This window comes from Providencia sp. UF-183 (assembly GCF_058246155.1).
The window spans coordinates 97821-120994 of record NZ_JBSICD010000002.1 but is presented as its reverse complement, the minus strand read 5'-3'; the positions used below and the strand labels follow the sequence as shown (position 1 = coordinate 120994).

At 35.9% G+C, this 23174-nt stretch carries 13 protein-coding genes; 7 read left to right on the top strand and 6 right to left on the bottom strand.

Features of this window, described 5'->3' with window-relative positions; all coding sequences use genetic code 11:
* Positions 1-11 precede the first annotated feature (11 nt).
* A complete protein-coding gene (locus AC4IFT_RS01965) occupies positions 12-1439 on the bottom strand; it encodes a Na+/H+ antiporter NhaC family protein (protein ID WP_490750500.1) in 1428 nt (475 codons plus the stop codon).
* A gap of 169 nt (positions 1440-1608) precedes the next feature.
* Positions 1609-2151: a GNAT family N-acetyltransferase gene (locus tag AC4IFT_RS01960; protein ID WP_490750499.1), complete on the bottom strand. Its 543-nt coding sequence runs from the start codon at positions 2149-2151 to the stop codon at positions 1609-1611.
* Positions 2152-2294: 143 nt separating this feature from the next.
* Between AC4IFT_RS01960 and AC4IFT_RS01955 the strand changes: the two genes are divergently transcribed.
* Positions 2295-3146 carry an AraC family transcriptional regulator gene (locus tag AC4IFT_RS01955; protein ID WP_490750498.1) on the top strand — a complete coding sequence of 284 codons (852 nt, stop codon included), beginning with the start codon at positions 2295-2297 and terminating at the stop codon, positions 3144-3146.
* Here AC4IFT_RS01955 and AC4IFT_RS01950 read toward each other — a convergent pair.
* Positions 3143-4042, bottom strand: coding sequence for a LysR substrate-binding domain-containing protein (locus AC4IFT_RS01950; RefSeq protein WP_490750497.1), 900 nt, complete (start codon positions 4040-4042; stop codon positions 3143-3145). The genes AC4IFT_RS01955 and AC4IFT_RS01950 overlap by 4 nt on opposite strands.
* Before the next feature lie 116 nt (positions 4043-4158).
* On the opposite strand from AC4IFT_RS01950, the gene AC4IFT_RS01945 reads away from it, so the two are divergent.
* The 4 genes from AC4IFT_RS01945 to AC4IFT_RS01930 all read left to right on the top strand — a co-directional run bounded on the left by AC4IFT_RS01945 (position 4159) and on the right by AC4IFT_RS01930 (position 9747).
* The gene (locus AC4IFT_RS01945; RefSeq protein ID WP_490732692.1) at positions 4159-5337 is read left to right on the top strand and encodes an MFS transporter; all 1179 of its coding nucleotides are present in this window, start codon (positions 4159-4161) and stop codon (positions 5335-5337) included.
* Between the two features lie 84 nt (positions 5338-5421).
* Complete coding sequence (locus AC4IFT_RS01940) at positions 5422-6636, top strand: MFS transporter (protein ID WP_490750496.1); 1215 nt, start codon at positions 5422-5424, stop codon at positions 6634-6636.
* An 86-nt stretch (positions 6637-6722) separates the two neighbouring features.
* Complete coding sequence (gene ada, locus AC4IFT_RS01935) at positions 6723-7805, top strand: bifunctional DNA-binding transcriptional regulator/O6-methylguanine-DNA methyltransferase Ada (RefSeq protein ID WP_490732696.1); 1083 nt, start codon at positions 6723-6725, stop codon at positions 7803-7805.
* Between the two features lie 535 nt (positions 7806-8340).
* Positions 8341-9747 carry an aminotransferase-like domain-containing protein gene (locus AC4IFT_RS01930; protein ID WP_490732698.1) on the top strand — a complete coding sequence of 469 codons (1407 nt, stop codon included), beginning with the start codon at positions 8341-8343 and terminating at the stop codon, positions 9745-9747.
* Between the two features lie 58 nt (positions 9748-9805).
* Here AC4IFT_RS01930 and AC4IFT_RS01925 read toward each other — a convergent pair whose 3' ends face one another.
* Entirely contained in the window at positions 9806-11047 is a 1242-nt protein-coding gene (locus tag AC4IFT_RS01925) for an MFS transporter (RefSeq protein WP_490732700.1), read from the bottom strand.
* 534 nt (positions 11048-11581) lie between these two features.
* Here AC4IFT_RS01925 and AC4IFT_RS01920 point away from each other — a divergent pair.
* Positions 11582-12715 carry an MFS transporter gene (locus AC4IFT_RS01920; RefSeq protein ID WP_490732702.1) on the top strand — a complete coding sequence of 378 codons (1134 nt, stop codon included), beginning with the start codon at positions 11582-11584 and terminating at the stop codon, positions 12713-12715.
* A gap of 51 nt (positions 12716-12766) precedes the next feature.
* Here AC4IFT_RS01920 and ydeE read toward each other — a convergent pair whose 3' ends face one another.
* Both ydeE and AC4IFT_RS01910 read right to left on the bottom strand, forming a co-directional pair.
* Positions 12767-13957 carry an efflux MFS transporter YdeE gene (gene ydeE / locus AC4IFT_RS01915; protein WP_490732704.1) on the bottom strand — a complete coding sequence of 397 codons (1191 nt, stop codon included), beginning with the start codon at positions 13955-13957 and terminating at the stop codon, positions 12767-12769.
* Positions 13958-14267: 310 nt separating this feature from the next.
* Positions 14268-15425 (bottom strand): iron-containing alcohol dehydrogenase, encoded by a 1158-nt coding sequence (locus tag AC4IFT_RS01910; protein WP_490732706.1) that lies wholly within the window; start codon positions 15423-15425, stop codon positions 14268-14270.
* A gap of 282 nt (positions 15426-15707) precedes the next feature.
* On the opposite strand from AC4IFT_RS01910, the gene AC4IFT_RS01905 reads away from it, so the two are divergent.
* The gene (locus AC4IFT_RS01905; protein ID WP_490750495.1) at positions 15708-23012 is read left to right on the top strand and encodes a C80 family cysteine peptidase; all 7305 of its coding nucleotides are present in this window, start codon (positions 15708-15710) and stop codon (positions 23010-23012) included.
* Positions 23013-23174: the final 162 nt, after the last annotated feature.

Below are 23174 nucleotides of genomic sequence, written 5' to 3'. Positions count from 1 at the left end.
CTCTCTTCTTATTAATAGGTAAAACCAAGATACAGGTAAATAGCAAGCACCACACTGGCGGTTACGAGTGCATATGGCATTTGCGTGCGAATATGTTCAATATGCTCACAATCGGTTGCCATTGAGGCCACAATAGCATCGGCAGATATAGGAGAGGTCATATCACCAAATATTGAGCCCGATATTGCAGCACCAATCATATACTCTACAGGCATTCCTACCGATAAACCTAATTGCACACCAATGGGGATCATAATTGCAAATGTTCCCCAAGATGTTCCCGTTGCTAAAGACATAATGGCGCTAATAATAAAGATAAAACCAATGGAAAAACCAGGAGCCATAACGCCTTGAGTAACTTCGGCAATATAAGCACCAGTATTGAGCTCCGCGGAAACGTCGCCCATTAAAAATGCCAAAATCATGATAGAGCTTATTTTTAGCATATTGGCATAACCGATAAATAGCTCTTTAAAAAAGCTATCGATATTTAGTAGGCGGCGACCAATAAACCAACAAAATGATACAGCAGTACCGAACATAACCCCCCAGTAAACAGAGGTTGAGCCGCTGCCTTTACTAAAATCACCGTCGCCAGTGATATAGAGTGCAACAGGAACCATTAAAACGGTAGATAAAATAGGAATAAAGAAGTTTAACGAAGAATGTGCATTCGGATGATCAATGATGTCTTCTTCATTGTCTTGAGTGTTTGATGTAGAAATATTTCCAGCAATAAACGCTTGTTGATATTTATCTTCCGCTTTTTTCATCGGCCCCCATGAAAAGTTAGTGAAGACGTAAATTAAAATCGTACCAAGGGATAACCAAGCCATCAGGTTATAACCAATCGAGGTAATTAAAATATCAAAAGGCTCACCAGTAATTAGCCCTTGGGATATTTGTACGCCAATTAACCCCATAATGACGGCTCCCCAACCATTAATAATGGCGGAAGAACAAACTGAAACGCATGCGGTTTGAATTAAATAGGACATTTTTTCAGGTGCGACGCCATATTGACGTGCCAAATTTTTGGTAGAAGCACCTGCAACTAATTGGTTAATAGAGCTTTCAATAAAAATAAGTGAGGTAATAACGATAGCCAATAATTGTGTCGCAGTACGGTTTTTAATTAACTGAGTTTTATTGGTTAATAATTGAACAAGGGCTCGAACCCCTCCAGTTACAACAACTAACCGCATAATTCCGCCAATCATCACCATAAAAACAATGGTGCGAGTATTCCCTGCGGATGAAAACGTATTAATAATGCCATCAACGGTGCCTTTCACACCTAATAGAACATTGTGATCGTTAATAACCGTAAAACCCACAAGTATTCCTAACATGAGAGAAAGCATTACTTGGCGGGTAAGTATTGCCAATATAATCGTCACAATAGGGGTGATTATTGTCCAAATACCATAGTCGTGCATGTGTTTACCTGTTAATCCTATATAAAATTTTGATTTTTTGACTTTATAATTATCGAAAAATCATAGCATTAATTGGTAAGTGGTAGAATATGTTTGTTCGTATTAGAAATGCATTGTGACAAAAAAATGATTAAGGCCATCAATGAGATGGCCTTAATTTTCTTCAGAATTACTGCAATGAAATCCATTCTTGCTTTGTGAGTCGGCTTATTTCTTCAGTTTTTGTCTCACCTATCAACTCAATGAATTGTGGTTCCAAAGTTTTGTAATATTTAAAACTACACTTTTCTTGTGCAATTTTTGATTGTTCATTACCTTGAAAATAGCCACACCATAAATTATCTAGTTTTAGATCTACAAATCCATGACGAATAATTTCTTTAATAGATTCAGGAATTAATCCTTTGCCCCAAAATGGTACGCCTATCCAATAGCTGACTTCAGCATCATTATCACCAATCGGGAAATTACTTTCGTGGCATAAAGAGAGTCCGATTAGGCCAATTGCGCGATTGTCTTCTTTTAATGTCACGGCATAAATCTCGTCGCGCATGAAAATCTCCTTAATAATCATGCGACTTTCTTCAACGCTTTGGTGAGCAGGCCAGCCAGCAATTGGGCCTATTCTTTCGTCTTTTGCATAAAAATATAAATCCTCAGCATCTGTTTCTTGCCACGGGCGTAAAATTAGTCGTTCTGTATAAAGTACCATCTGTTTTCCTCTCAATGATGGAAGTCACTAATGCGTGTATTTTAGGTATTAATGGGTAATATTTAAGAGGTGAAATTGTCCATTTTAGGTACTTATGACAACTGTGGTAGATTAGGATGTGTTTATCAAGAAGGAAAAACGTGATGTTAAGCATACAAACACATTTGGTTGATATTCCAGAAGCGATCCGTATTGGAGTGACTAATATGGATAAAATACAGAAAAAACAATTGTCTTCATCATACGTAGCGGTGTGTATATGTTTGCAAGGCTGCGCGATTTTCAATATTAATTTTAGGCAACATCGGGTACGAAAAAATGACCTGATTGTTTTATATGATGATACTTTTGCCATGCTGCAAGCAAAATCACGGTGTTTTAACCTTGAATATTTGTTAATTGATAAAAAACTCGCTACCTCTATTGCTTATTCATTACCTCAACAATTATTTGCATTTTTTAATGACCATCCCGTTATTGAAATCCCTACAGAAAAACATGAGCTATTTGATTATTGGAAAAAAATCATGTTCTCAATAGCGATTGAACGTGGGGAACATTGGCAGTTACAATTGAAAAACCATTTGCAAAATTTGTTTCTGGAAATCAGTAATGATGCTAAGAATATTTTAGCTAAACCTGAAAAACGCAACCGGCAAGAGCAACTTTGTTGGCGTTTTTGGGACTTGATCACACGGCATTGTAAACAGCATAAAGAGGTTAAATTTTACGCTGAAAAATTATCAATATCGTCATTTTACTTATCAAAAATTAGCCAAGGTTTTTTTAATGATCCACCAAAAGCATTAATTGATAGGCAAGTTGTTTTAGAAATAAAAGCATTACTAGAGGTCGGTGAATTATCAATAAAAGAAATAGCTAATGAAGTGAATTTCGAGGATACCTCGTATTTATGCCGTTATTTTAAACGGCATACTGGAATAACACTGACAGAATTTAAGAAAGGAGTGAAATTAAAGGCAGGAAAAAGCTAGAGTGGCTCTATTTTGGTTGAATATTTTTTTATAAAATCGATAAAACACCGTAAGCGAGGTGATACCGTTTGGTTTCGGTAATAAACAGCATTAATGGGCTGACGAATAACGATAGTTTCTTTTTCTAAAACTTGCACTAATTGACCACTTGCAAATGCATCCATGGTGACAAAATCGGCTGAGCATAAAATCCCAGCGCCTTGCACAGCGAGGTGAAATAAGACTTCGCCACTTGCTCCCGTAATATTGGGTTTGATTTTAAGTAAATCGTCACTCGTATTTTTTACGGGCCAAATATTTAGGGAATCTGGTTGAGTAAAACCCAGTAAACAATGTTTTTTTAATTCGTTAATATTTTGTGGAGTTCCATATTTCGCTAAGTAAGCAGGGCTAGCCACTAATCGTTTTTGACTAAAACCTAATAAGGTGGCATTGAGTGATGAGTCTTTGAGTACGCCAATGCGAAAAGCCACATCAATTCTATTTTCTAATAAACTTGTCACTCCCTCATAATTATGAATTTCAAGTTCAACTTGCGGATAACGTTCATGAAATAATGGGATCAGTGGGGCAATAACGTGTGTCAAAAATGGGGTTGATGCATCAATACGCAACTTGCCAGAAGGAATGGCTTGGCGGGCAGATAGCATTTCTTCTGCTTCGTGAGCAAGATCAACAATCTCTCGCGCTTTTTGCAAAAATGCAGCACCTTCATCACTAAGCTTGATTGAACGTGTTGTTCGATAAAGCAATGTCGTGTCCATTTTTTCTTCAAGCCGAAGCAGTGCACGGCTTACCGTTGAAATGGTCATGTTTAATTGCTCTGCGGCTGAAGTTATAGAACCGCAGTCAACGACACTGATAAAAGCTTGAAGTTCTTCAAAAGTTATTTTCATTATTGCATTTCCAGCAAAAGTTATTTTCACCTTAACGTCTTTTTCATTGGCGTTCAATGTGGAAAAATTCAGGCCATTAAGAAATGTTAATAATTTATTTCAATAAGGCTGAAAAAATGAGAATTAACACTGCACTGCTGGCATTAGCGATCGGGGCTTTCGCCATTGGAGCAACTGAATTTTCCCCAATGGGCATGTTACCCTATATTGCTGATAATATTCAGGTTGATATTCCATCAGTGGGAACAATCGTTGTTATTTATGCACTTGGTGTGATGATTGGAGCGCCGATCATGACATTATTACTGGTAAAGAGAAAACCGAAGGTAGCATTGGTATTCTTAATGTCTATTTTTACGGTAGGAAATTTACTTTCCGCAATGTCGCCAGATTTAGTGACTTTATCAATTTCACGTTTTATTACCAGTTTAAACCATGGTGCATTTTTCGGTTTAGGTGCCATTGTGGCGGCCAGTGTTGTGCCACCTAGTAAGCAAGCAAGCGCAATTGCAGCCATGTTTATGGGATTAACTATTGCCAATATTGGTGGTGTTCCACTCATGACCAAATTAACTCAAGTCGTAGGATGGCGTGAAGCATTTTATTTAATTGCGGCACTTGGGTTATTAACCATTGTGAGTTTAATTTGGGCGTTGCCTAATAACCTGCAAGGGCGAGATGTTAATGTTAAAAATGAATTGCGTATTTTACGTCGCCCACAGGTCATGTTAGGCATGTTATCAACAGTATTAGGGGCAAGTGCCATGTTTACCCTATATACCTATATTACGCCGATGCTGATGAATTTCATCAATGCATCTGACCAAATGATTACCGTCATGTTAGTGATTATTGGCGTTGGTTTTACTATTGGTAATTATCTTGGTGGCTTATTTGCGGATAAATCATTATTTGGCACGTTAATCATCTTTTTCTCAATGCTAGCATTAAGTATGGCAATATTCCCATTTATAGCGACTAATGCAGTAGGTGCAGGGTTTGGTTTATTATTCTGGAGTATTTTTAGCTTTGGTATTGTTCCGCCAATACAAATTTTAGTGATGAATGCGGCAACAGGCGCGCAGGCACTGGCTTCTTCTGTCAATATTGGTGCTTTTAATTTAGGTAATGCTATCGGTGCGGCTATTGGTGGTGCGGTGTTATCTTATGGTTATAGCTATTCAATGATTAGCTTTATGGGTACGCTTGTTGCTGTTTTAGGTATTGCGGTCATTATGGTTATTTTCCGCAAAAAATCTGATACGAAAGTAGAGACTGAAATTGTTTGTGGCTAATTGAAAAGCAATAAACGGAAAGTCAAAATATAAGGCCTTTCTTTAATGTAGAAGGAAATCTTCAACAGGTAAGAAAGGCCAAACATGAATTCAGGTAAAATTTTTAGCAAAGTTGCTTATTCAAATTTATTTGCTCAAATGTCAGAGCAAATTGCCTTAGCTGTAACACCTCTCGTTGCTGTACTGATCCTCAATGCATCTGCCAGTGATACTGCTTGGCTGCAAATGTTGCAGACATTGCCTTTTCTTATCGTGTCGCCATTTATTGGGATTGTTGCGGATAGATATAGTGCTCGTAACCTAATGATATACTCTGAAGCGATACGTATCGCTGTTTTAGGTATAATTTTTTCACTGTTATTTACAGAGTTACTTTCATTCGGATTATTAATTTTATTTGGATTTATTGGCGCTGTTGGCACTGTAATCTACAGCGTTGCGACTTCAACCTATATTCCCGCAGTGATCTCCCGCGACCAATTAGTTAATGCAAATCGCTGGGTTGAACTTGCTCGAAGTTTATCTTATACGGCAGGACCTGCGTTAGGTGGTGTATTGGTTGGCTATATTGGAGCGTCATTTGCTTATAGCTTCGCCATTATTTTATCGATGATTGCTTTAGTTTTAATTTTTCAATTGCCTAAAGAGCAAAAGGGAACGCCAGTTTCCACATCTATATTAAAGCAATTGAAAGAAGGGGCTGACTATATTTTCCACAACCCATATTTGAAACCTATACTATTGACCGCGTTATTTTTTAATACAGCATGGTTTATTATTCAGGGTGTTTTTACGGCATATGCAGTGACGGTATTACAGCTTTCAGCTCAGCAAATCGGTATTTCGATTTCAGTTTATGGAATAGGAATGATTGTTGGCGCACTTGGTCTGCGTTACTTATCTTTGCAGTTTAGCTATGGGATTTTAGTGATATTTGGGCCGGTTTGCGGTTTATTGGGTGCGATAACGTTACTACTTAGTCTCTGGAACGCATCATTTTATTTAGTTTGTGTAGCCTATTTTTTATTTGGTGCAGGGCCAATTATTTGGACTATTTCTACAGTTTCATTACGCCAGTCGGTGACTCCTAACGTACTGATTGGCCGTGTTTCCGCGCTAATGTTAACAACTTCGTTTGGCGCTAGGCCATTAGGCTCAGCCATAGCCGCAATTATTGCTGCATTATGTGGTGTAGAATATTGTTTATGGGCCGCCGTTTTTTTCTTTGCTATTCAATTAGGGGTTATTATCCAGTCACCCATCCGGGCATTAAAAGTGATGCCGACAATAATCAGTTGATGTCATAATTAAAAAGCAATCTGCGGAGATTCTTTACGTAACGTATTCGCGATAATGGTGTTATTAAATTTAAAAAGGGCTATATCATGACGACGAAAAACGTATGGAAAACAGCAGAGCAGCGTTGGCAAGCTGTTGTCGAAAGAAATAAAATGGCGGATGGTCATTTTGTTTATGGTGTAAAAACCTCACGCATTTATAACCACCCATCAACCGCTGGTCGTTTACCTAAACGTGAAAATATTGAATTTTTTGATAATGAAGCCCAAGCGATTGCACAAGGTTATCGTCAAGGGAAACGACATCGCACAGAGGCGGCCCAGTTAACACAATTTTATAAACAAAAAATAGAAAAAGCTTGCCGTTATATTGAGCAAAATAACCAAGCATTAACGCTGGTTGAATTGGCAGATCATGTTGGGATCAGCCGTTACCATTTTCATCGCTTATTTAAATCGCAAACGGGTTTAACACCAAAAGCGTATGCTGATGCTTTTCGGCATAAAAAATTGCAGGTACAACTGCAAGAGCAAGAACGTATTACAGATGCAATTTATGATGCGGGGTATCAATCAAATAGCCGTTTTTATGAAACATCAACACAGCGATTAGGAATGACGCCTAGAGCTTGGAAGTCAGGAGGAAATGGGAGCAAAATTTATTTCGCACTTGCTTTGTGCTCATTAGGGACGGTATTAGTTGCACAAAGTCCTATAGGTGTATGTGCAATTTTACTTGGGGACGATCCAGAAAAATTACTCAATGATTTGCAAGACAAGTTTCCAAATGCTGAGTTGATTGGTGGTGATGGTCATTTTGAGCAACTCATTGCTGATGTCGTTGGTTTTATTGAGGCACCTGAGATTGGCTTTAATTTACCGCTTGATATTCAAGGAACTGCATTTCAACAGCGTGTGTGGCAAGCCTTGCGTGATATTCCTGTCGGAAAAACGGTGAGTTATCGTGAAATAGCAGAAAAAATAGGTAACCCTAAAGCGGTTAGAGCGGTAGCAAGTGCATGTGGTGCAAATATGCTAGCGGTGGCTATCCCTTGCCACCGAGTGGTGAGAAATAATGGTGAGCTGTCTGGTTATCGCTGGGGTATAGACCGTAAGCAGGCCTTATTATTAAAAGAGGCACAAGGCTGCTTAGCCAAACCTAACGAATAATTGGGTTAAGATATAAAACTATTATGTGAATTTATTAAGGAATAACTTAATAAATCATTAATTAATATTTCCTCCTGATTTTTGGTTTTAAGTTTTACTTATTTATCTCATATGGTTGTTCATCAAAAATATAAAAACTGATAAAAGTTCAACAAAAATTTTATTTATTAATATGTGCAAATCCCATTACATACCCTTTAAAAATCAATGAAATGATAAGTTTTTTTATATGAGTAATGGTTGGGTTAGATTTTTTGTCCTTTATATTTTTCATACCGTTTTTTTTTGATAAACATATTGAGCTTTTTAAATAACCACAAGATTGGCTGTAAAAAGATAAATTTTGGGTATAGTTTACCCCTTACGTTTTTTTCATATTCCATAAGTCATCCTAATGTCATTCTCATTTTTATTAAGAATTGCATGGGAGAAATATATAAAAAAGTGACAGATATGTTTTTTTGCAAAATACAGATCAAAAGCACTAACTTTTGTATTACATTATCCTTACGGGGAAAATGAAAAGGGTTTTACTGTGTTACTGTACAAACAAATTGCGCAAATGTTGCAAGAAAAAATTAAGCAGGGAGAGTTTCTTAATGGTGAGAAGCTACCATCAGTGAGGGAGATTGGAAGGGCTCATGATGTCAGTATTACCACGGCGCAACTTGCTTATCGTGAACTTGAAAGGTTACAGCTCATTTATGCGGTACCTAAATCAGGGTACTTTGTCATCCCCGAAAAAACGGAAGCTTTATTACCGAAAGTCGCGAATTATATTCAAAAACCCGTTCAAATCGCACAATGGAATCCAACTATGGATTTTTTGCGTGTTGCAGAGCGAGAAGGCGTGACATCTTTGTCTTGTGCTGTACCAAATATTGAAGATAAAAGTTTAGAGCCTTTATGGCAAGAAATGACAATGGTAACGCGCAGAAAACAATCATTGACACTTGAATATGATAGTTTACAAGGGCTTGCAGCTCTTCGAGAGCAAATTCATTTAATCTCGGATGATCGCCATCTTTTTACACCCGATGATATTGTCACGACAACGAGTGGTCATCAGTCTTTATCTATAGCCTTACAAGCTTGTACACATGGAAATGATGTTGTTGCGGTAGAATCGCCCACTTTTCCAGGGCTATTACAGACGTTGTATGGCTTAGGAAGAAAAATAATTGAGATTCCTATTGATCCTGAAACGGGTATAAATCTTGAAAGGCTTGAAGAGGCTTTCGAGTGTTGGAACGTTAAAGCCGTGGTGGTAACACCAACCTGTAATAACCCGATGGGTTGCATTATGCCCGATAATCATAAGCAACGTTTACTCGAAATTGTTGAAAAGTATCAAGGAACAGTCATTGAAAATGATTGTTTGGCGGGCTTGGCATATCAGTATCCTCGGCCATCCACAATCCAGTCCTTAGACAGAAACGGGCACGTAATTTTATGCAGTTCATTTTCCAAAACGGTCGCACCAGGCACACGTACTGGGTGGATAATTCCAGGTAAATATAAAGAAAAAGTTTTACACTTAAAATATTTATCCCATTGCTCAGGTGAAATCTTCATGCAGCAAGTAATGGCTAATTTTCTAAAGGAAGGGCATTATTTTTTGCATTTGCGCCGAATGCGCCAACATTATAGTGAACTTCAGTGCCAGTATAAGGAATTAGTGGAAACGCATTTTCCTACAAATACTCGAATATCTAGGCCTCAAGGTGGTTTCTCTCTTTGGGTCGAGCATTTACCCGTGGATAACCGTAAATTACGAGATATTTTGCATCGCAATAAAGTTACGGTATTAACAGGGGAACATTTTTCTACAGGCGACTGTTTTTCCAACCATTTGAGGGTGAACTATGCGTTACCTTTAATTGCAAGAAGGCGTAATGCAATTAAAATTTTGGGAGAGGCATTAAAGGTCACAAGTGTGTAATCAGGCATTCCCCCTATGATTTAACTTTATGTAAAATAGGGGGATTAAAGATGATTAACTAGTTGGCGGCTTGTGCCTTACGGTTTTTAGCGATTAACATATAAATCAGATATAAAAGTGTAAAACCAGCCGTATATCCAGTAAAGACTATCCAGAAAGTTTTCCAGTCGACAACGCCATTAATGGTATTAAGCTCAATCACCCAACCACATAATACCGCACCTAAGAATGTCCCAAACCCATTAACAAGTGTAGTGAAAACGCCTTGAGCCGTAGAGCGAAACTCGGGGGCAATTTCTTTTTCCAAAAACAATGCACCCGCGATGTTAAAGAAATCAAATGCACAACCATAGACAATCATGGATAGGAATAGGGCAATTGTACCTATGGCAGTAAAATCACCATACGCAAATAAACCTAACCGCAAAATCCATGCAATCATACTAAGAAGTAATATAGTTTCGATTTTGAATTTTTTTAATAAAATAGGCAGTAATAAGATAAAGATAATTTCAGAAAATTGTGAGATAGATAAGAAGATAGTGGGGTACTCAGAGAAAATAGAGCCTTTGGCTTCAGGGGCTAATGCCATATCTTGTAAGAACGGAACGCCAAATGTGTTGGTTATTTGTAATACAGAGCCTAATAACATAGCAAAGAACAAAAATACTGCCACTCTTCCTTTTCTAAAAAGGAGAATGATATTTTGACAGCTAAAATTAGACTTTTCAGGTTTTGTAACCTTTATACTATTTGTAGTAATAAAGAATATAGAAAATAGGCCCAGAGCAACAGAGGCGGCAGCCCCTACGTATAACTGGTAATAACTCATTTCTAGTTTTAATAAACTAATTGTCCACATTGCGACAATAAAACCTACTGTTCCATAAACTCTAATTTTAGGAAAATGAATCTCGGAATCTAATTTTTGTGCACCTAACATTTCAAATACAATGCTATTGCAGATTGAAATGGTGGGCATGTAAAACATTAAGTGAATTAATGTAGCAATAAATAAAAGAGTGATGGAATCACTATGAGCCATGACGATTAAAAAAATTGCAGAAAGAAAATGAGTGGAAACATAAACTAACTTTCTGTTATTAATTTTATCTGCAATAAACCCAATTATAATGGGGGAACATAATGAGGATATGCCTAATGTACTGAATATTAAGCCTATTTCCCCGCCTTTAAAGTGGAGCGTATTAAAAAGATATGAAGCAAATGTGACAAGCCATGAGCCCCAGATGAAGAATTGTAAGAAAGAAACTATTTTTAATCGAGTTATAATACTCATGTCTGCACACCTTGATTTAACTTAAAAACACTTAAATACAATTATTAATTTCACTGACGGATGTCGATTGTTTAATAATTAACCGTGAAAGCGTCTATCTTGTTATTGTTTTCGCATTATAAGGCAGGAAATAGCTCACTTTATTGATTTAAAGATGGCTATTTGTGAATTAGTAAAGCGGGTAACCTATTTTTAATCATTATTAATACTTAGCTTGTTATGTTTAAGCTAATTGATCACCAGTAAAAGGCTACGACATGATGGAGAAGATAAAAAATAGTTAATTAATATTTAAGTTTTAATACCCAATTGCAACAATATTCATTTTAGTGTTTAATTGGTAAACCTCCTGAAGTTTTCTATTTTTGCAATTCATCTGAGCATCCACCTAATCCCTCATATCCAAATACCTTTTGTTGCACAACCAGCTTATTAAATCGTTTTTCGTTCATTTGGTAACAATTAAATAATACTTCGATGGCTCGACTCTGTAGCCTTACTTAATACTTAACTAAAAACCTTAAAGGGAGTGTTATGACTTTATATCGTTTTTTACTCTTTGTACTCGCAATGGCGGTATATCTTGTTGGTGCTACTGAATTTATGCTCTCTGCAATTATGTTTCCGCTAGCGAATGTGTTTAATGTACAAACATCACAAATATCATGGTTAATATCGGCTTATGCACTATCGTATGCAGTGGCAGCACCTATTATCGGATTTTTTTCGGATAAAATGGACAAGCGGAAAATGTTACTCGCAGCTATGCTATTGATTTCAATCGATAGCATAGCAATAACATTTGCACCTAACTTATTGATGGCACTTATTTTACGAGTGTTTGGTGGCGTTGCTTCTGCTGCTTTAGTTCCTATTACGTTTGCGCTTATTTCAGATGTAATAGATGAAAATAAACAGGCGGTCGCAATGGGCTATGTCATGCTGGGAATGACACTGGGTATCATCACGGGGCCTATTATCGCGGGTGGACTGGCACAGTATTTTTCTTGGAAAATGCCATTTATCTTGATGGCGGTAGGTGGCCTTTTAGTACTGTTTATATCAATGAAGGTTTTACCATCCTCTAAATCATCAACGATAAAACAAGGTTCATTAAAGATTTATAAACAAAAAGCGATGAGCCAGTTTATTATTGCTAAGGGAATTTGGAATGGTATTACCGTCTGCGTATTTTTATTAGCAGGGGAAATTTTACGAAGTAGGTATCAACTTAATAGCGCAACTATCGGCAGCTTAATGGGGCTTTTTGGTATAGGACTAATATTAGGTAATAGTGCTGTCGCGAGAGTTGTATCATATAAAGTTTCAGAGCTATCACTGGTGTTAGCTATACTCGTTTTCTTGTTTATTACTATCATTTTGTTTATTAGTGGTTGGTTAGCGTTAATAGGTGATTGCTTTAGTTTATTTGGATTTGGCGTGTTATTAGGCCTAATTTCACCTATCAGTACTTCAGTACTTGCCAGATTAAGTGTTAACAATAAGGGGTTGGTGCTATCAATTTCCGAAAGCTTTAATAATCTAGTGTTGTTATTGGCGATCCCGCTCTTTTCTTGGCTGACCGCCAGTGGACGGTTTTTAGTCTCCGCAATATTGATTAGCCTATTATTTAGCATTGCGCTGTTGTTGATAAAAAAACAAAAGTAGCAATGAAATAGCAACATCCTTGTTGGTGATAAACAGGATGTTGCTAGGGAATTACCCTCGTTCAAGCAACTGATTTTGCCGTAATCTCATCCCATTAAGCATAGATAACCAAGCGAAGAACGTAATTATCATCAAAATAATAAATATAAAATAAGCAGGTAATTCAGTTAAGATCACACCGGTCATCATTGGGTTAAAAGCACCTCCCAATAAACCTAAAGATTGAGCTGAAAAATAGCTGGCTTTCATGCCTTCTGGTGCAATGCTATCAATCAACATATATTCGCCTGGAGCGTAAATAAGCTCTCCAAGCGTAAAAAGAAAAGCACCAAACGCCCATATATAAAGGTTTTCAGCCGCAAACATAAAGGTGGCTAAACCGAGTAAGAAAAATAAGCTTCCTAACGTCATTAGTTTTTTCAAATTGTCTGGAGTGATCCGTTTGCCAACAGCGTATTGCAGTGTTACAACCACAATTGCATTTACAGGGAGTATCACCCCGATGACGACTTGTGCAAAATCACTGTTTGCTACAGTAATTACATATTGAGAGATCCAGGTTGTAAAGGTACCAAAAACCAATGATCCTAAGAAAGTTGATAAGATAAACCAAGCAAGGACAGGGTCGCGTAGCATTAGCGCTGGGTTCCATGGGCGCTTATTGCCATCCAGTGATTGTGCGGGTTTTATGCTTTGCACAAATCGTTGAATAAAAAATATAGGAAAAGCAGCAGAGATTGCAGCTAAATAAAAGGGCAGATTGATGCTATACATTAACAGCCAAGTACCAATAGGCGGCCCAATCGTCCACCCTATGTTGATAAAAGTGTAATTTAAGGAAAATATTTTAGCTTTTAACGAGAGGGTCAGAGTATCTGCAAAGTAAGCTTTCAGTACTGTAGAGAAAACAGAATAGGAGCAATTGATCAAAGAGAAAAATATAATCACTAAGATGGCATTAGTGGAAAGAGGAATTGCAATAAAACCACCAATAAAAGCTGTGACAGCAAGTAGCATACATCTTTTTTTATCGACTCTATCAGCAAGCATGCCAAAAAGCATGCTAAATAACACCCCAACAACCATCGCTAATGACATTGCAATACCAACAATATCAATTGCCATTTGGTATTCTCGAGTGAGATAAATGGCCATGAAGGGGAGCGTTGCGCCTCGTCCAATGGTTAAGAGTAATGACGATGCAAGTAACGCGCTGTTAGATATACTAAATTTCACTGACATAACTCACAACCTAGGATTTTATTATTGTTAATTTTTTGTTTCGACTAAAAGATATTGTAATAAAATACATAAAATTAGCGTGGTGAGAAATGGGTAATAATGCGCTAAATTGAAAACAATATTTTGCGCAGATCAATCCGCCATTATCGATTGAATATATGGCAATATGAAAGCAGCTCAACAGTATTAAACGTTATATGCTGAGAATAAATCACCAAAAATTTTGTAGGGCGCTTAAGCTGTTTATTATTGTTTTTTAAAAAGAAAGATGCATCACTACACCTTTCTTTTTAAGTAAACCGCATTGAACTTATAGAGCAGCTGTATAGACACGGCGGCTGACTTCAAGGGTTATATCTTGGTGCTCACCAAGTGTAACCATATTGTGGGCTTCTAAGCTTTTTATTAGTGGTTCAATAACATCAGATGAAAGTTGGTAATCACTGAAATGCGTACCTACATTCATGCTTTCGAAAAATTCACGAGTTAGTTCAATGGCTTTTATTGACTTTTCCTGATCACTTCCCGTTGTTATTCCCCATACTCGTTCAGCATATTGCGCCAATTTTGCTTGTTTTTGTGGTAGTTTCTCAAGCAACATTGCTGGCAGTACAATTGCTAATGTTTGTGCGTGATCTAAACCATAAAGCACAGTAATTTCATGGCCTAACATGTGGGTAGACCAATCTTGTGGAACGCCTACGCCGATTAAGCCATTTAGCGCTAACGTTGCTGTCCACATTAAACTTGCTCGAATGTCATAATCTTTGGGCGTTTCGAGTGCTTTGGGACCAATTTCGATAAGGATTTTTAATAGACCTTCTGCAAATGCATCTTGCACGTAGGCATTAACTGGGTAAGTTAAGTATTGTTCAATAACATGAACGAAAGCATCAACGACGCCATTGCTGATCTGACGAGGTGGGAGAGTATAAGTTTTAACTGGGTCAAGAATTGAAAATTGAGGGAAAACTTTGTCACTCATAAAAGCAAGTTTAGAGTGCAGCTCTTCGCGTGTAATCACTGAGCCTTTGTTCATTTCTGAACCCGTAGCTGGTAGCGTTAGCACAGTCCCAAAAGGTAATGCAGTTTGAATTGTTGCCCCACGCTTAGTCACGACCTCCCATTTGTCACCAGAGTAGTTAACCGCAGCGGCAACAAATTTGACGCCATCAATAACGGAGCCACCGCCAACAGCCAGTAAAAAATCAAAGCCTTCTTTTTCTATTTTATCAACAGCTTTGATCAGTGTTTCATAACGGGGATTGGCTTCTATCCCACCAAAAAGTGAGAATTGTCGTGAACCTAAAGCCTGTTCGACTTCATCTAGTGTGCCGGTTTTACGTGCGCTTTCACCGCCAAATAAGATAAGTACTTTCGCATTTTTAGGGATTAATTGATCAAGTTCACTAATTTTTCCATCACCAAAAACAATGCGTGTCGGGTTATAGAACTCAAAATTATTCATATATAAGCCTTTGTTGAAATGAAAGAAGCATGGACTAGATGCCCATCGTACTACTGTGGCAGTTAGCTTTAATCTGAATAGTATAGCTTTAAATATTTCTAAAATTTATCAATTTGATGGTTTTTTATTTAAATTTCCTGTTAGGTGGTAAAAGCAAATTAGTTATTTAAATAAATATTTAATAAGTAGTAAAACTTATTCCTAAAGTTTCAAAATAAAAACAGGAGTAAATTATTTTTTGTTAAAGTTAAATTTGCTTAATAAAACAAAAAAAGGATTTAAATGATGGGAAATAATATTTATTTGAATGAATTCAATAGCAATGATTTACGTACTCTAGAGCATATCTTAAGTGATAATTCCTTAGTAGGCGAACAATCAAAAATAACAATAAATATTGATTTTTGGACTAATCCAATGGATTTATTTAATTTATTAAAGGAAATAAATGGTGATGAGGTTGAAAATGAAAATAAATCTCAATATGAAAATAACATTATTATTCAAGTCGGTGAAGATAAAGCAGTCGCGACTTCAATCGCTAAATTAATTAAAAAATACAATAATAAAACCATCGTAATGCAATTTGATTTAAGTAGCCATCAATGGAAGGTTCTTCATGGTGATATTAATATCAAACCCGAAGGGAAAATACGCTGGATTACGGTAGGCCATGGTAAGTATCTAGGAAAAAACCAAGAAACACTTTTTGAAGGTTATGATTCAAAAGCGTTTGTTGATGCTGTTAAGTATTTAAAAAAAAATATATTAAAAAATCATCAGCCGGATAAAATTGTATTGGCAGGGTGTGAATTAGGGCGCGGGGGTCCGAGTGAAAATTTTGCGTTTCGTATGGGAGTTGAATTAGCTAAGCACGGAATATACGTGCCTATTGTTGGTTATAATCGAGAAATTTCCATAACGAAAATAGGTAAGAAGAAAGTTAGTACATCAGGTTTTTCTAGTGAAGTGGTTTCCACAAAGCTACATCGATTAGAAATACGAATAAATCCTGATGACCAACAAGTTTTTATTAATGATAAAATTGCAGCTTTATATTTTGTCGATGAGCTGAGAAATGGCGAATTAGAGATATGGCAGCTTATAAAAGATAGTAAGTCAACTGCGTTAGATATATTTAGAGAGAATGTGAATGATATTGATATTGAGCTAGTAAAAACAGTTGCATACAATGAGAGAGCATATGGCGTTTTCAATTCAAAACTTGTTGGTGACCTGACTAACTTTAAAAAGGAGCTTGTGGCAGAGCTCACTCATTTGGGGATTGTAGAGGCTCCTTTATGGCCAATGATAAATGTGAGTAAAAAAAATAATACAAATACCCAACAAGCTGGAGGTTTAACTATTATTTTTCGGTCAGGCAATGGGTTAACGGGGAAAATATATGCTGAAAAGTTAGCATCTGCAAACCCTAATAATACCGTCGTGTTTCAGATAAACCCCAATACAATGCAGTTTTTTATTGAGTATGGAGATATAGAAAGTCTTGATACATTATCACCTCAGCAATGGGTTATCATTGATAACATTCGTTCTGAAGCTTCCTTCATGCAGAATCTAGCTAACTCAATTGATGTTGCTAAGCAGAGGTATCTACTTAAAAAACCTGAAAATATATCCATTTATTTAACAGATAAAAAAGCATTTTTAGATTTAAAGGATAAGTTTGAGTTTACAAAGCAGCTGGGAATAAGATTAAAAGAAAAGGGAATAAGTTCAAATGTTAATTTAGAAGTGTATTTTGATGATGTACGCAAGGTTATGTTTCTATTGGAAAACATAGCATTAAATAATGTTAAAAAAGAAGATGTTAGTTTAGCTCGCTATACTTATTTAAAGGGTTATTTTACGTTAGAAGATGGCAGCATTGATTATGGGAAAATTAATATTGCAATTTATGACCCAATAGTGAGTAAAAAAATAAATCAATATTTTAGGGAGTCAACTGGACAGGAGGGCTTTGAAAGGTGGAATGCTAATTTTGAAGATGAGCCAAATGTTAGTGTTAAGCAACAAGCAAAAGAGCTAAAAGAAATTTTAAAATTTTTAAGCTTACAACCAGAAAGGATCAATTATTTAAGTAAACCTTCCATTAACAGGTTGTCTGAATTATTTCCTGCAGAGGGAGGATTCAATCACTCCGATGTTCTTAAGCTAATTAACGATCCAGTGAATTTGGAGGATTATAACAGAGATATAGAAAACTTCTTAATGAGTTATGTTGAAATAAAAATGCCATATGGTGGTGGGAAATCACTAGGTGGGGAATTTAAATACATTTCTGATTTGAAAAATAAACAAAATATTAACTTCATAAAATTATTGGAAATAATAAAGGAAAACGAATCAAAAGCGACAGTGAAAAAAGTAGAACCGCCTATTTTTTATGATGATAGTATTAATTTTTTATATATTCTAAGTGATTATGATTCATTGGACGAAGAGGGGAATAGTATAAAAAAACACTTGGAGTCATTAAAAAATTTAATGCGAAAAGATGCTATAAATGAAGTGGCGTTAGACGAGAAGTTTATACTTGACCAATATCGGGCGTTATACGAAAAACAAAGTGTTTTTTTAGAGTCGATGACAGAAAACACTGATAGTCAAACGCATACTGTAATGATAAATAATATAAAAAACGGTCAATTCATTTATTTTCAAGCTGATAATGAAGTTTATACAATAGTAAGTTATACCCGTGATGGGCAATTTTATATTTCACTATCTGATACGGCAGGTGTTGAAATTACAGTTAGTCATACTGATTTAGCCATCGCGAAGGAAAAGTTGTTAGACATATTTACACGATTTATTAACCAAGACGTAGAGTTGGATAATGGAAAATCTATTACTAGAGAAGAAGTAACTGGGGTTGATCGTAAAGTGGGTGATAATCTCTATGGTGAAGTGCAAATTATAAACACTAAAAATGCTCAATTTAAAAGCGCACGAGATACAATAGCTACAGAACTAGACTCCCTATTTAAGCCTGTTGAAATTTCGGTTATCGATGATTTTGAAATTATATTTGGTGAGCAACGCACAACACTAAAAAAGCTTAGAGATATAGGGGCAAATATAAATGGTGCCCCCTTAAATGCAAAGCATACCCAACAAAAAAATTGGCAAGATTATATCAATTTCGATGAGCAAAAGCTCAGTGTTAAGCTCGCAATGGTAAAGAATGAGACAGAATGTATTGAATTAACATCAATATTAGCAAATAGCTTAAGCGAATCAGATTATGAAAATTATATTTCTAATGGGACGACGATACAAAATCAAGCGCTGTTGAGAGAGCAACTTTCGATTATTAATAATGTGAAAATAAATGAATCTGCTATTTCTAAGGAGACAATTCATAAACTACAAAAAACAGGAATGAAGTTACCTATTTACAATAGAGTTGCTAACTCCGTCGGTCAAGGTATTGGGGGAACAGGAATATTTCTCACCATTAATAATGTATATCAACTAATCGATGAGTTAGACAACCCAAATCTGACAGAGCGAGAAAGGGCCGAGTTACAAAGGAACCTTGATTTAGCTTGTGCAAATGCTTTCTTTAATTATGGTGATATGGTGTTACAGCCAATTTTACTTAAGTTAGCTTATAAGCAGGCAGGGTCATTTAATGCATCAGGTAAAATTACAGCACGCATTACATTAATATTTAACTTAATAGGTATGGGATTGGATGTTTACCAAGCCTGTGAAGCATTTCGGCAGCTCGATAACATTACTAACTCAAAGGATCGACAAGATCTTATTGTAAATGGGTCGCTATCAATAGCTAATATCGTTGTTGGTGGTATTACAGTGCTTGGAATATTGATAGGTTCATCTACATTGCCTGTTGTTGGCTTAATTGTTGCAGGCGCTCTACTTATAGGGGGAATGATTTATACGGGGATACGCGCTGTTGAAAAAATAGAAGAAGAGCTGGGAGAGTCACTTCAATGGGATGAAAAAGCAAAAGAAGGGATCCGAGCTGCTCTAGGCTTCAAACCTTCAGATGATATTCTTAACCGATTTAGTCAGAAACAGCATATTGAATTTTATAAGAATGTAGATTGGCAACGTGATCTGGTTCTTTTTAAAAGTGCACTATTACATCAAGAGTTTGAGGAGCATTTACAGCTTATTTCAGTACCCATTCTCGATGTTAATGATAAATACTATATTAAATATTGGGCGAGCAAAAATGTCATCCAGTCTCAAGTTTTTGTCGGAGATAGTTCAGGTTCAATACTCAGTAACATTGATGTTGATGAAGTCGGCCCATGCTATACGATAGAACAGGTAAATTATATTCGAGATAATTTTTTCTATGACGGAGGAAATCACAGATGGGTTAAATCAACATCATCTACAGAAATTAACTATCTAAATTTTAACTGGCGATTTAGTTTGATTGATAAAGAAGCGCCATTTTCGTACAAAGAAATAGGTAAAAATGAAACTGACGATATACTCATATTGAATGAAAATTATGCTAGTGATTTTTTTGACTTATTTTTAATAAATGAAGGTATGCAAAACTATTATGATTCACATAAGGAGGCTAGTATATTTGAACAGCTTAAGTTTTTATCTAATGAAGATTTGCGTTTCTTCCGTAGTAGGAATCAATATTCAAATACATCTCATCCGAGTTTTTCTCCTAATGAGGAGGTGCTAAGTATTGGGACTGAGTATATTAGCTCTCCTGATGAAATATTTAGGGAGCTTAGCAAAAAGAATAAAGAAATAGTTTTTGAGGGAATGCATAATCTCGGTTATAGCTTTGAACCCATAGAAAGAAGTAAAAACATAAGTCTAAACTTTGGACGAGGAAAAGATATTATAATTGGCAAGAAAAACGCAAAGAATGCATTTATTTTTCATGGTGGAATGAAGTTTTTTGCAGGAGGAGATAAAGACGATATTGTTAGTATATATTTTAACAATGAGAAACCTAATAATCCAAAAAACAAGGTGTATTTTGATGGTGGTAAAGGGATAAATGGCATCATTATTAATGACATCCCTGAGTATAGTCAGATTGAAATCGATCTTAAAATAAATAATGGGAGCATTTATACTAATGGGGGAGAGGAAGATGAACTCTATTTGAAAAATGTAAATAACGTAACATTGAATGGGCAATATAATTCTATCTTTTCATTGTGCGGCAATGAAGAGAATAATATTCTTGATGTAAGAGGTGGAGAGTGCTTTGTGAGTGGCGGTGCTGGCTATGATAGAATATATTTTGAATCCGGTATTGTGACAGGAGATGAAGGGGATGATACATACTTCTTAAGACGCTATGGTCAATCAGTAAATAAAACTATTTCAAAAGATGATGAAAACGATATTTTTCTTTCTGCGACAATAATTGAGAATAAAAAAGGTAAAAGTGCAGTTTATTTAGGCTATTCATTAAAGGAAATAAAAAATGTTTTTGTTGTTAATAATGACATAGTTGTGACTCTTAAAATAGAGAATACCCAAGCAGCTCAGGATGTTCAGTTTAATCTAACGCTTAAAAATGCCTATATTGGTACGGTCGAAAGTAGAATTAAACACCATGACTATCAATTAATTACACGTGATGGCTTTGTACTAACTAGTCAACTTAATGATATAAATGATAGTGAGCCAATGGTCTTAGGTCAGGGAATTTATACCGTTAATTATCAACGTAAATTTGATTTATCTGACAGAACACTTAAAGCAACGGTCAATGTCAACACTAATGAAAATATTATTGCAATAGATAATGATAGCTATTTAATAGGTAGTTGGGCAAGTGTAGGCTTTATAGAAAATAGTGCTGGGTTAGTCTATCATGGCAGTGATAAAAATGAAAAAATCGTTTTGTCCAACTTGGATAATAAAGTCATGGTTAGCAAGGGCACTGATATTTACCACGTTATAACAGATGATTTTAGCCCAGGGAAATTGGTTTTTGACTACTCTGAAGTGCAAGGGATTTATGCAAAAAATGGTAGTATAACGATAAAATTTACGTCTATAAATGGTTATGATCTTAAAGTCGATAATAAAGTAATTTATTTGGGAAATAAGTTTGGAGATAGGCTATTAGAAATTGAATTTATCAATTATAATTCGATAAATTTTGATCAAATAAAAATAATCGATGAAAAAAACAAATTATTTAAATTAGGTTATAACGGTGCAAGCATAATCATAGAAAATGGCAATGAAAAAATCCCCACTGAAGACGCTGATTATATTCACTTGCAACCTCATTATAAATTTCCTACAGAGATAGTCGATTCTCTAGTGGGCGATGATGTGATCTTCGATGAGAGTGGGCAAGGTAACATTATTAATGGTGGAGATGGTAATGATAAGATTATCGCCGTTAATGGTGAAAACACCTTATATGGTGGTGATGGGAATGATACTTTGTATGGAGGGGCTAAAAGCGACTTGTTACTTTCAGATTTAGGCAATGATATATTAGATGGAATGGAAGGGGATGATTATTATATCATTGATGGAAATAAAGGTATTGGAGAAACCACGATTTGTGACAGTCAAGGTTTTAGCAATATTTATTTAATGAACTTTCAACAGGACTATGAAATTAGAACGATTAAAAATAATTTATATCATATTTATACATCTAATTCGAATCAGCGTACTGTTAGAATAAGAATCCCTAAAGAAAGAACAATGAGCTCAATGAAGATACACCATCATGAACAACTCCCAAACCATATGCCAAATTATGTTAATGAAAATATGAGCCATCTAGTTCGCTATCTTGCAGAGCAAAAATATTATGCTAAACGAATGAACCCGTTAATCCCTTATCATCCCTTTAATGAGTTTAAATCTAAATTTACCCACAACTTACCAGAAGAAATTTCTTTGACTGAAAGTTCAATACGCATTTCACCACAATCAAATCCATACCATCACGCTATTCATACGAGAGGGGCAGAACAAAAAGTCTGGGATTCAAGTGGACATGGGCGAGTATTTAAAGCAGAAGCCCAAAAGGGGTTGATATCCATTCCTAATGGGAGTTTAGGCAATAATGTTTTATATGCAGCGCAGGGTGATACCAATTTATCCGCTGGTGGTGGTGATGATGTGTTTATCTCAAATGGGGTTAACGGTTTAATGACCGATGAAAGCGGTGAAAATTTATTTGTTATAAATGGTGATCTCCCAGGCTGGAATTCACTCTATAGTTTAGGCGGGGAGAATACGGTTTATTTGGTCAATTTTAAACATAATGTAACCCGAGAATCACCTGACCATATCAGTAATGCCACTCGCTATATTTATGAGTCAGAAAACGGACGAACAGTTAAAATATTTCAATACCCGAATACACAGGCCCCAACAATTATTCATCAACGATGGGATATTGAAGAGAATACAGACAGTGTTTCACAAAAATTAGAGTATTTAGTGAACACATTAGCGTCGTTACGTATGCAAGATGAAACGCAGAGTATTGCTAACAGCAATCATGGTGATATTTCAGTGAAATGGGAGCCCGTAAAATTGGTTAAAGGCTACCTAAATCATATGGGGTAATTTGCAAACCTAGAATCTACATGAACTATTGTATTAACCCCGTAATAAACATTTTACAGTTTTTGAGTACATTGTTTGGTTTAAATCATCTTTATAGACAGTAAGTTGCAGTAAACTTACTGTCTATTTAATGCTAAAATTTCCCATGAATTTCACGCATAC